Origin of the sequence: Adhaeribacter swui (assembly GCF_014217805.1) — a bacterium.
Lineage (GTDB): Bacteria > Bacteroidota > Bacteroidia > Cytophagales > Hymenobacteraceae > Adhaeribacter > Adhaeribacter swui.
Window position 1 is genome coordinate 4,240,892 of the sequence record NZ_CP055156.1, and the last position, 12,359, is coordinate 4,253,250.

Here is a 12,359-nt window from a genome sequence, read left to right on the forward strand (position 1 = left end):
ATTATCCGATTAATGATTCTTCTTTCACTGCCACGGGTTCGTTCCAGCCGTGGGCTTGCCGTACTTTAATCATGGTGGCTAATATGTCGTTCCAGGTTTGTTGGTTGTTCATTACCTGATTCGGGAACATGCAACCATCCCAGCAGATGTGCTGGAAAGCCTTCGTTAACTGACCGTTTTCGTCGCGCAGCCAGTGGCCGGCATCTTCCACAATGTTTAATTTACCGTTTGGGTCGAGGGCCTGGCAATGGCGGCCGGTTTTATCGTGCGAGCCGGAGCCAAACACGGTGCCATCGTTCTGGGCCACGTGGAAATCGATGGTCCAGGGGCGCAGCGCGGCGGTTAATTGTTTTAAACCGGCAGTTAAAGGTTCCCGGTCGCTCCAGTCGTAATTTTCGGGTAAAATACGGTCTTGGGGGCTGTTATACCCCATCAGGTACAATAAAGTATGTGCCATATCTGCTTGGAAACCCATGTTGGGCCGGTTTACGGCTTCTAAGGTTTCGATCATGGCGCGCCAACTGTGCATGCCCGCCCAGCAAATTTCCCCTTCGGCGGCTAGTTTCTCGCCAAAGTCGGCGGCTACGTCGCAGGCTTGCTGAAACGTTTGCACAATCAGTTTGGAATTATTTACCGGATCAACGGCCCAGCTTTGCGGCGAACTAGCCGAGTCGATGCGGATTACGCCGTACGGCCGCACGCCTAAGTCGCGCAGTTTTTGGCCGAATACGCAGGATTTCCGCACACTTTCTACAAACTGTTTGCGGTCGGCCTCACTGCCCATAGCTGGCCCGCCCCAGATAGGAGCTACCATGCTGCCAATTACCAGGTTTAAATTACCCACTTTATCGGCCAGGCGTTTAATGTCATCATCGCTGCTGTCGATGTTAATGTGCGGGTCCATGAGACCAATGTCGATGCCGTCGAATTTCACGCCGTCTACTTCGGCGGCGGCCGTCATTTGCAACATGGTATCGAACGGAATTACCGGCTCGGAATCCGGACCTTTGCCTACCAGGCCGGGCCAGGTGGCGTTATGGAGTTTAGGAAAATTATTGTCAGTCATAAGGCTAATTTTTAAATTTTTGTAAGTTTTAATTTATTAATCCTTAATGGTTTATTCGCAAAGCGCTTTATAGAGCTTATGTGTTTTGCCAGTTGGTTCTCGTTCGCATAGCTGGCTGAGTTACTTTATTTCTAAGTGGAGCTGTTTCATTGCTCGCTTCTTGTTCTTTTTGTCTTGACACAAAAAGAACCAAAAAAGTCAAGACGCTAAAAACTCGCTGAACGCTCAGACAGTTTAGCGTCGTTCCTTGCACCTGGCTGAAGCTGTTTGTTGCATCGCTGACGAAGTAAATTCAAATTTTTAAAAATTTAAATTTCCATTCACAGTGTTTTCCAGAAGAAACCTATTTAGCTGCGCAGCAGAATCACTCTCCATCGGTATTGCTCTATTAAATCATCCTTGATGAAAGTCGAGCGTTACGTGACTTGCTCCAAGGATGATTTTTTAATAATCTAGTGTCTAGTGTCTAACATCCAAAATGCTAAAGCACCAAGTCCGGATTGTTCGGGCCGAAGTGTTTCAGCATTACAATGGGATCGTTGTTAGATGGGTTGGTGATAGTTACACCTTCTTGGGCGGCTCTTTCGCTCACGAAAAACTCGTCGTTGGTTAATTGGCCGTAGCGGATTAAAGCCGGCGTTTCAATATCCCATACGCCCATTTTGCCGTGGCCTTGCATTACGATTAAGCCGTAAGCAGCGGCATCTTTAATGGTAACGGTTTGGCCGGGCAATACGGTTAATTCTTTGGCGCTGTAGGCTTCGTTTTTGTAGCAAATCCAATTTTCGATGTAGCCTTCGGCTTGCATTTCGGCTAGGTCTTTTACTGGTTTAGGCCGCATAAAATGGTTTTGCATGAAGTTGGGATCCACGTTGGCCTCCCAGTCGATTACTTCTACTAACAGGTCGTAATCGCCTTTGCGGTCTTCGGGAGTTCCTTTCCACAACAGTTCTTCCGGGATAATAGCTTCGTTTACCAACGACTGGTACATGGCAAAAATATCGGAGGCTTTTTGCGGCTCGTAGGTACACAAACTGCCGGGCGCGTGTAAAATTCCCGGGGGCACGTCCCAACCGGTGCCGGGCTCTAGGCGGTAAGCCGAAGAATAATTGGTTATTTTGTTATCGCCTTTGGTAAAGTTCTGGAGGCATTCTTTGATTTGTTCTTTGGTAGTACCGGGGGCAAAACCAAAAAACGTATAAGGAAAATCGCCGCCGTGGTTATTCAGTTGCGGCGGGAAATAGTAGGCTTCGGGTTTACCGGCCTGGCCCACCATGGCCGCGTACTCGTCGCTGTGGTGAATGTGGTGGGGCAGGGGACCCATGTTATCGAAAAACTTAGAATACATTGGCCAGGCCTGGTATTCGTTCCAGAGGCGCTCACCAATTACTTCGCCTTTTAACTCGTCAATTACATCTTTTAGTAAGATTTGCTGGTCTTTGGAGCCATCGTTAAAAACCACGGCGCTTAAGCCTTCGTTTTCGCCGGTAAGCGGACCATTTTGCGCCGGGGTGGTAGACGATAACCAGCGTTCGTCAATGCCGCCCCGCTCGCCGCCGAGTACGTAATAATCATCGGGGTGCAATTTTATGCGGCGGCCAGGTACGCAAAACGAACGGGGTACCCAGGTGGGAGCTAACCGCAAAATGCCTTTTCCTTGCTCTAATGCTTTGGCTGCTAAACTTAATTTTTCCTTAGTTTCCATTAAACTTAATTTAATTAACTTGATAATTCTGTATAAAAGGGGCAATAGATTCTGGGGTTGAGAGTACTTCAATTTCCAGGTAATACTGCCGGGATTCGCCGGGTTCCAGGTAAATTAACGTATTTTGTTCCCGGGCTTTACCCTGACCAATGGGCGGGTTGGTGCCGGGTTCCAGGCCGGTTACGTATTCGTTTTTGCCCCAGTGTTGCCAGTTGGTTAACCAGGGCAGTTGACTCTTCGGGAATCGCAATGCCAGGGCAATACCCAGTTGGGCGTTATGCAAACCGGCGGTACAAACGCCCGCCTTATCGGCTTCTATCTGAATAAAAGCTACTTCTTCGCCAGTGCCGGCGTGCGCTTCTAAAGGGGCCAGGCATTTTTTAAAATTTTTGCCTTCTTGGAAGATCTTGGATTCGGTTACCTCCCCCGGCGATTCCCAATTACCCGACCAGATGAGGTCGGTGCCTTCGTCCACGAGGGGCCAGCCAAAATTGCAATGGTACAGCAGCATATGCGGTGCCGTTTGGTTACCCCGGTTAATAACCGTATCTTGAATTTGAATTTTAGCTTCGCCCAGGGTGCTGGTGATGGTGCGTTTCAGTTCCAGGCTGGGACCCAGTACCTGGGTTTGTTTCATGCGGCCGGTAAGTTGCATCTGCAGTTGGCCGGTAAAAATATCGGGTTGAATAATCGATTCTATTTCGGCGGGGATATTACTAATCTGGCCGTGTAAGCCTAGTTCGCCGGCAGGGCTGTTTTCGGGGCCGCCAAAGTGCGATAATCCGCAAGTTGTAACTAAGCCACCGCCAAAAGTGCGGAGCCATTCCAGGCCATGGTTCGAAAAAGGTTCCGGGGAGGTTACACCGGCGTGACTAATCCAGGCCAGACTGTGTTGGTTAAAAAAGGCATCGGCAATGTCCATGGCGCGGTCCAGCACTACTTTATACCGTAATCCGGTGCCGGTATTTATCCAGGCGATGCGGGTGCCTTTGCCGGAGCCATTGTCCAGAATTGCGGTTTCAATGCCGCCTAATTGCGTAGGGTTAGCTATTTTTTGATGCCAGGGTTGGAGTGCCAAATCTAGTATGCTTTAATGGGCTTATAAACTATAAAGATTACTTTACAAATAAAAATTAAATCGGGAAATCCCTTTAAACGATTAAGCCAAACGGCCAAATGAGCTATTGGCATCACGGAACAAAGCAACAAAATGAGGGAAGCTCACTTTGTTGCTTTGTAGAAAAGTTGCAAATAAAAAATTTTAAAAATAGGGACTTAACGCAGCTTCATCGGCTGGTAAAGCATAGTATAATTTAATGTTGCTGAAGGCGTGGCTTCGGGGGGTGCTACCTTCCGGGTAATAATAAGCCTGCGGATCGGCTTTAATGCGATTACCGTAAGCTGTAATGGTTTCTATAGCCCGCCCGGTGCGCACTAAATCAAACCACCGTTTGTTTTCAAAAGCTAACTCTACGCGCCGTTCCTGGTAAATTGCTTCGCGCAAGTCGCCGGTGGCTTCGCCTAAGCCGGCCCGGCTGCGCACCTGGTTCAGGTAAGTGGCTGCTTCGCCGGTTTTACCTTGCTCATTCAGGGCTTCCGCTAAAAATAACAATACTTCGGAGTACCGGTAAACCGGCCAGTTGGTACCCGTATTGTTGTGTAAAGCATGGGTTTTAGCGTATTTTTTAATATAAGGATACACTTTGTTGCTGCGGGCGCTGCCACTTAAAGTAATAAAACCTACAGAAACATCTTTGCGGAGGTCGCCAGGTTCGTAAGCCGCAATAATATCCGGAGTAGGAATATTGTTACCTTCAGCATCCAGGGGTTGCGGATTGGAAGTTCCTGTAATAGTTACCAACTCAACGGCTGCCATGGGGCGCGGCAAAAACTGGTAGATAAAGTTACCGTTTAAGCCCGCAGAACCTTCCAGGAACTGTACTTCAAAAACCGATTCTTTATTGTTTTTATTGCTGGTAGAAGTAGAAAAAACATCGGCATAATTCGGAATTAAGGCGTATTCGCCGCTTGTAACTACTTCCCGTAGTAAAGTTTCGGCTTCGGGCCAATTTTTTTGTACCACGTACACATTAGCCAGTAAAGTACGGGCTGCCCCCGAAGTTACCCGGCCAGCTTCTTGCTTCGATTTAGGCGGTAACATAGGAATGGCCTCGGTTAAATCTTTAACAATCTGCGCGTACACTTCTTCTTCCGAAGCAAGCGGCAAGGCAGCTTCTTCGCGGTTGGTTACCGGCGTTAAGTGCAACGGAACTTTGCCAAAGTAACGGGCCAGTTCAAAATAGGCAAAAGCTCTTAAAAACAAAGCCTGGCCTTTTATATTATTCTTAGACTCGGCCGCAAATTCTATGTTATCAATGGTAGATAAAATTTGGTTAGTCCGGGCAATAATTAAATAATCTTGCCGGTACTGGTTTAATACGTGCGTGTTAGAAGTAACTCCATTGGCTTCCGGGATAGCAAAATCGGCAATATCTTCTTGTTGCTCCGTAGCCCCGAATAAAGGATTCCGGCCATAGTAGGTATTATCGGAATGCATTTCGCCCAAAAGCCAGGCCCGATCGTTAAAAATAGTACGTAAAGGCACGTAAGCAGCATTAACGGCCTGTTGGAAATCGGCCTCTTTGGTAAAGAAAGTTGCCGAACTTAGTTGGGTTTTAGGTACAATGGTTAAGAAATCATCCTTGCAACTGCTCAGCATGGAACCTACCAGCAAGGTGAATATGACTGTTTTTTTCATTCTATTTAAAAGTTTGAAATTTTAAAATTTAAATCATTTAAGCTTCTGATAGGGCTTAGAAATTAACGTTGATACCAATGGTGTAAGTGCGCGGTACCGGATAGTTCGAAAAGTCGATACCCTGGCTTAAGTTACCGCCGCTACCATCTCCGGAGCCATTACCGCTGGTTTCAGGGTTAGGGCCGCCTTTGTATTTGGTAAACACGTAAGCTTGCTGAATGGAGGTGTAAAGGCGGGCTGAACGGAACACATTTTTCCACTCACCCAAAGTATAACCCAGGGTAATGTTCTTGATAGTAAAGTAAGAGGCATCTTGTATAAAGTGCGTGCTCATCCAATCGCGTTCGATACCAGTTACGTTACCACCACCTACAGTTGTACCAAACACACCTTTACCCGGATTTTCTGGGGAACGGAAACGGTCTTTTACGCCTTTTACCATGTTAAATACGCCATCCAGGTTAGCGGTGCTGTATAAGTGGCGAACCAGTAAATCATTACCGTAAGAACCAGAACCTACAATAGAGAAATCGAACTTGCCGTAGCTTAAATTATTGGTAATGCCGTAAGTAAAATCCGGGAAGGGGTTGCCAATAATGGTGCGGTCGTCGTTGTCGCCGCCGTTGGTGATAATGCCATCGCCGTTAATATCTCTTAATTTAATGCTACCTACCGTAGAACGGCCGGGAACCTGCGGCGAGCTGTTCAAGTCTTCTTCGTTCATGTACAAGCCTTCTTTAATTAAGCCGTAGAACTGACCAAAAGGCTCGCCTACTTTGGTAATGTGGAAAGTACCGTACACCCGGTCGATGCCTTCAGCTAAGGCAATAACTTTATTGCGGTTAAAAGAAATGTTAGCATTGGTCGTCCAAACCAGTTTACCTTGAGTGTTACGGGTATTTACCGCAAACTCATGGCCCCAGAAGTCAATTTCACCAATGTTGTCGTTAAAGTTGCTAAAGCCGGCTTCCTGCGCAATCTGCACGTTGTACAACAGGTTGGTAGTTTTCTTTTTGTAGAAATCGTACATGAAGGTAATGCGGTCTTCGAACAAACCTAAATCTAAACCGGCATCAAATTGCTTGGTGGTTTCCCAGCTTAAGTTCGGGTTAGCCAAAGAAGTTACCGCCGAGCCAGGAGCTACATTATTACCGAAAGCGGCATTTACTGTATTGTTAATAAGGGCATATGGCGTATAGTTACCGATGTTATTATTACCGGTTATACCGTAGCTGGCCCGAACTTTAGCGAAAGATATTTTGGGAATACTTTTTAAAAATTCTTCATCCGACACTACCCAGCCCACGGAAGCTGAAGGGAAAGTTCCCCAGCGGTTAGCCGAACCAAAACGCGAAGAACCATCGCTCCGAACGGCCGCGGTGAACAAATATTTGCCTTTAAAATTATAAGTAAGGCGTGATAACAATGAAGTTAAACTCCATTCTTGCACATCGTTAGAAGTACCACCCCGGTTAATATTTAAACCACCCTGAATTGTGGGCAAGCGGTCGTCGGCGTACGTATCGGCCTGAATGCGGCTGCCCTCGAACTGGAATTGTTGGTTGGTATAACCAGCTAAGAGTTCAAAGTTATGATCGTTAAAGCTTTTAGAATAAGTAGCCAGGTTCTCGTTTAGCCAGGTAAATACCTGCACATTGTTCCGGATAGAAACAGCCGTGGTAGGTATGGGGGTATTAATGGCGCTGGTAGCCGTAGAGGGGTTAAAGAAAAAGAATTTTGAATTATATAATTCGGCGTTAAAAGTAGTTTTTAATACTAAATCTTTAATAGGCCGGAACTCCAGGAAGGTATTGCCCAGGATGTTTACGTTTTTATTTTCATTTACTAACTCTTTCGCCGACCGAACCCAGTTCGGGTAGTCAAAGATGTTACCGGTATTGGCCGGGAAGCGGTTAAATTTCGTTAATTCGCCGTTTTCGTCGTAAATGGGCATTACTGGCCAAGTGTGCAGGGCGTTAAACAAAATCCCGGTACCCCGGTCGCCGTCGGTGCGGGGCGTATTATCAAAAATGTAGGAAGGCGCCAGGTTAAAACCTAACCGGAACTTATCCGATACATCGTAAGTAGTGTTTAAACGCAGGGAGTATCTTTTATACTCGTTGTTTAAGACTACCCCTTGTTGATTAAATACCCCGGCCACTACCGCCGTATTTACTTTTTCTTTGTTAGAGGTAATGGTTAAGTTATAGCTCTGCATGGGCGCGGTGCGCAGTAAAGCATCGTACCAGTCGTTGTTTTTACCCCGGTATTCCGCAGGGTTCTGGAATGCTTCAGGCACGGGTTGGCCGGCATCTTCGTAGTATTCTTTTTTAAATTGGGCAAATTCTTCGGCATTCATCATTTCAATGCGACCGCGTTGCGGTACTTTCTGGATACCCACAAAGCTATTAAAGCTCACATTGGTCTGGCCGTTCTTGCCCCGTTTGGTAGTAATTAAAACCACCCCGTTGGCTGCCCGCGAACCGTACAACGAAGTAGAAGCAGCGTCTTTTAAAATGGAAATATCTTCGATTTCGTCGGGGTTCAGGGTGCTGATGTTACCGGTAATCGGGAAACCATCAACCACGTACAATGGATCGCTACCACCTAATACCGATAATTGCCCCCGGATACGAACCGAAATGCCTTGGCCTGGTTTACCGGTGGCCTGGGTAATTTGTACGCCGGCCAAACGGCCTTGTAACTTTTGCGTAACCTGCGACACCGGTACGTCTTTAATTTCTTTGGCCGTAACGGTTTGTACGGCGCCGGTAACTTCTTTTTTAAGCTGGCTGCCGTAACCCACTACTACTACTTCTTCTAAAGCTTTGGTATCGGGGGCTAGCGTTACATTAATGTTGGTTTTGTTATTAATGGCTACTTCCTGGGTAATGTACCCGATAAAAGATACTACTAAGGTGCCATTGCCGTTCGGTACGTTTAACGAAAATCCGCCGTTTGCATCGGTAGCCGTACCAGTAGAGGTTCCTTTTACCAATACAGTTACTCCGGGTAAGCTTTCGCCGGTGTTACTAGATACTTTGCCGGTAACCTGTAAACCCTGCGCCCAGGCACTCGTAAGAGTAAAAAATAACAAATGCAGAACGCCTAAGTACTGCATTGTTTTTAGTAGTTTGTGTTTCATGTGCTTGTTTTATTTATATAAAAAGTAGTTTGATTAAAACTTACATGTATGAAATCCTGGTAAAAGCCGTTAACCTCCAAAACCAAGTTATCTAGAGGCTACTCAGCTTTATTTAAGATTTTTAAATTTACCGGCAAAAAAATGTCAGACTATCCTGCACTGTCCGGGCTTAATCGATTCAATTTTAAAAATTTTATAATTATGCCATTTTTACTTAAAAAGAAGGTTGCTCTGGCTTTACTTTCTAAAGAATTTTAAACGGATAGATTTTAAATTTTTAACTTTTCTAAATCTAATTCCTTAGATACAAACCGAATAAAATCAATATTGAGTTTACCTATTTAAAGGTTCTGGATTAACCTCTGTGGAACAGAATCAAACTTATGGCCATAAAACAGTAAGCTGCTGTGCCGGTAAATACAAGCGAAAGTATTAGGTTAAGTATAAGAAGCGTAAAAGCCAGAGTGATGGCTTAATTATCAAATGCTTACAGGTTAATAAACCTCGTAAACTTATAAGGCGACTGGAAAGGCAGCCAAAAACAAGGAGCTACCCGGGACTGGCTTACCTGAACTAGGAAACAAAACCCGCAGCGGTTTTCAAAAATTAATTTTTAACATTATTGTTAACTATGGGTTAGCAGGTTATAAAAGTAAGTCCTTGAGTTAAAGAAATACCTACTATCCTGGGGTTTAAATTTTTTTTACAGGATAGGGCAGGACACCAGCTTACCGCCAAAATTTTAAAAATTCAGGTGCGTTTAAGCTTGCTGCCAGGCTATTGCCATATTTGTAAGGCCATGGCTGCACCCAGCGCCGTACCTTGCGAATTTTCTGCAACAATGATTTGCAGGGTAGGAAATGCTTCTTGCAGCAAAGCCATAAAAATTTTGTTTTTACTAAATCCGCCGTCCACTAGTAAGTATTTAAAGGCAGCTAAGCGGTATTCGCTAGCCAGGTGTATCGCCTTAATCTGGGGCGCCAGGAGTTGCCGTATTAAAGCATGGTAAGCTTCTTCGTAGGTTTGGTAAGCGCCGCCATCAAACTGCTTGGCAATTTGGTAGTTAAAGATAATTTTAGCGGAAGCCTCCCCCGATTCCGGCATTCCCGAGCCAGCTGGCACCATACTGGGCGTAAACTCGGGTTGGTATACCACAGTTTTAAAATAATCTAGCGGTTTATTAAAATGCGCCGCCAGTTTTTTGGTTTGTACTTCGTGCTCGTTACCAATAAATACCCGCGAAGCCCGTACCGGATTGCCATTGTAGGTTAAATAATTCAGACAGTCTTGTTGCAGCATTTCTTCGGTGAGCGGCTCTTGGGCAAACGGGTTGAGCGTAATGCCCCAGGTGCCGGTAGAAAGTAATAAAAAAGGCTCCTGGTATTTTTGTAAATACGGAATTAAAGCCGCCGAACTGTCGTGGAGGCCAATGCCCACTGGAATTTGCTTATTCCGAAACTTAATGCTGAAAGTAGTATTATAGTCGGTAATACGGGGTAGCAGCGAAATAATATCTTCCTGATAAACCCAGTTGTGGTACTGATTTTTAGTAAAATCCCAGAGGCCGGTGTGGCACCCAATACTGGTATATTCCGACACGCGCTGCCCCGAAAACTGAAATGCGCAGAATTGAGGCAAATGCAACGAACATTTAATCTGGCTAAATAGATGTGGTTTTTTGTATTTAAGCCAGTAAAGTTGTTTTCCTGAGTTAAGCATGCCTAAATCCGGCGAGGCCGTTTGGGCAGAAAACGTCAGCTTAGAGCCGTACTGCGCGTGGAACTGCTGGTCTAAGTCTTCAGGAAAAGGTTTTAAGTAAGAGTATAAGGGAGTAGCTGGTTTATTTTGCGCATTTAAGTGCACAAAACTGGCCCCGTAGGTAGTAAAATTAAGCCCCCGAATATCAAATTGGGTGTTGTTTTCGAGATGTTGCCAGGTTTGTTGTAACCAGTTAATCAAGGAATTTAAATCTTCGCTTGGTTCGCCGTCGTCGTCGGTAATTTCAGGAAAGCGCGTTTCTATTTCGTGGATAATCCGATATTCCGGGTCAAAAAGAACGCATTTCTTGTTGGTTTTACCTATATCAAATACCGCTACGCAAGGAACCATTAGAATTAAGAGTTAGGAGTTAAAAGTTATGTGTTAAAAGTGGTGGAATTTTAAAATTTTAAAAATCTGATTTTCTAAAATCTAGTGTCTAACATCTATAATTTAAAATCCAACCTACAAACCGGTAGTGTAAGTTTTAAGACCACGTTGTTTAATAAGCTGCTGCCGGATTTTTTGTTCGCGGTAAAACGCTAAGGGCTGCAAGGCCGCTCCGCTTTGTAACCGGGCTTGCGCCAGCAAAGGCCGTACATCTGTCCGGAAGGCTTGTTGCAGAATTTCCTGGGCCTGGGTGGCATCGTTTTGTTCCTGGGCTTTTTCCAGCGCTTGCCGGTCGATGATTAAGGCTTGGGCATACGCTATTTTTATGGCTTCTACCGATTGCAGTAAATCTTCCAGCGGGTCTTTTACGTTGTGGCTGGCGTCAATCATCCAGCTTAAAGGCGGGTTTTTTACTTCGGCGCTGATCATGCCTTCTACCAGTTCGTTAAAAATTAAAAATAACTGGAAAGGCCGCATGGCGCCCACGGTTAAATCATCGTCGCCGTATTTAGAATCGTTAAAGTGAAAACCGCCCAGTTTGCCTTCCATCATAAACCGCGACACAATTTGTTCGATGTTGGTATTGGGTAAATGATGGCCTAAATCAACCAAACCCAAGGCTTTCTCGCCGAGTTTCTGGCAGAACAGGAGGGAAGTACCCCAGTCGGCAACTACCGTGGAGTAAAAATGAGGTTCGTAGGGTTTGTATTCAATAAATACTTTCCAATCATCGGGCAATGTTTCGTAAATCTGCTGAAACGAATCCAGGGTACGCTGAAATGCACGCCGGAAATTTTGCTGCCCCGGAAAATCCGAACCGTCCGATAACCAGATCGTTAACGCTTTGGAACCTAACGCCACGCCGTGTTTAATTACTTCTACGTTATGGGCAATAGCCTGGTCGCGCACGTGCTTATCGGTGTGCGACAAAGAACCGTATTTATAGGAATGCGCCTGGTCTTCCTGGTCTTGAAAAGTGTTGGAATTGACGGCATCAAACTGCAACTCAAACGAAGCCGCTAATTGTTTAATGGCTGTTGCATTCTGCGGGATGTCCCAGGGAATGTGCAGCGAAATAGCCCCACTCGATTGATTTAAAGCGTGCAGTAACCCGACATCCTCAATTTTTTCTTCTAAGCTCCGCGGTTCCCCGCCACCCGCAAAACGGCCAAACCGGGTGCCGCCCATTCCTAAAGCCCAACTGGGAATGGCTACTTGAAAGGCAGCGAGTTGCTCCAGAATAGCGTTTACGTTGTGGCCTTCGTCTTGTAAAACACTTTGCAGGTACTTAAACTTTTTATCCTGGCTCGAGGCTAAAGTTTGGTTATGTTGGTCAATCAGCGATTTATCCAGGATCATGGCAGCAGGTTTTTAAAGATAAACTCAACCAATTTTTAAATTTATACTTTTTAACAGATTACAGCTTTAGCGCATTAAGTGCGGTTAGCGCCGGAAGTAAAGCCGCACCAATAGGATGCAACTAGTCTGTTATAATTTAAAAAACAGAAACGTATGATATCGGCAATACCTGTTGGCA

The 12,359-nt window shown here is 45.5% G+C and carries 7 protein-coding genes; all 7 read right to left on the reverse strand.

Annotated elements, in window-relative coordinates; genetic code table 11:
- Position 1 precedes the first annotated feature (1 nt).
- The 7 genes from HUW51_RS17850 to HUW51_RS17880 all read right to left on the reverse strand — a co-directional run bounded on the left by HUW51_RS17850 (position 2) and on the right by HUW51_RS17880 (position 12,181).
- Complete coding sequence (locus HUW51_RS17850; RefSeq protein ID WP_185270977.1) at positions 2-1,066, reverse strand: sugar phosphate isomerase/epimerase family protein; 1,065 nt, start codon at positions 1,064-1,066, stop codon at positions 2-4.
- Between the two features lie 481 nt (positions 1,067-1,547).
- Positions 1,548-2,771: a cupin domain-containing protein gene (locus HUW51_RS17855; RefSeq protein WP_185270978.1), complete on the reverse strand. Its 1,224-nt coding sequence runs from the start codon at positions 2,769-2,771 to the stop codon at positions 1,548-1,550.
- Positions 2,772-2,781: 10 nt separating this feature from the next.
- Positions 2,782-3,849, reverse strand: a complete 1,068-nt coding sequence (locus tag HUW51_RS17860; RefSeq protein WP_185270979.1) for an aldose 1-epimerase family protein — start codon at positions 3,847-3,849, stop codon at positions 2,782-2,784.
- Positions 3,850-4,032: 183 nt separating this feature from the next.
- Positions 4,033-5,529: a RagB/SusD family nutrient uptake outer membrane protein gene (locus HUW51_RS17865; protein WP_185270980.1), complete on the reverse strand. Its 1,497-nt coding sequence runs from the start codon at positions 5,527-5,529 to the stop codon at positions 4,033-4,035.
- 55 nt (positions 5,530-5,584) lie between these two features.
- Entirely contained in the window at positions 5,585-8,674 is a 3,090-nt protein-coding gene (locus tag HUW51_RS17870; RefSeq protein ID WP_185270981.1) for a SusC/RagA family TonB-linked outer membrane protein, read from the reverse strand.
- 777 nt (positions 8,675-9,451) lie between these two features.
- Positions 9,452-10,783, reverse strand: a complete 1,332-nt coding sequence (locus HUW51_RS17875) for an FGGY-family carbohydrate kinase (RefSeq protein WP_185270982.1) — start codon at positions 10,781-10,783, stop codon at positions 9,452-9,454.
- 114 nt (positions 10,784-10,897) lie between these two features.
- Complete coding sequence (locus tag HUW51_RS17880) at positions 10,898-12,181, reverse strand: TIM barrel protein (RefSeq protein WP_185270983.1); 1,284 nt, start codon at positions 12,179-12,181, stop codon at positions 10,898-10,900.
- Positions 12,182-12,359 lie beyond the last annotated feature (178 nt).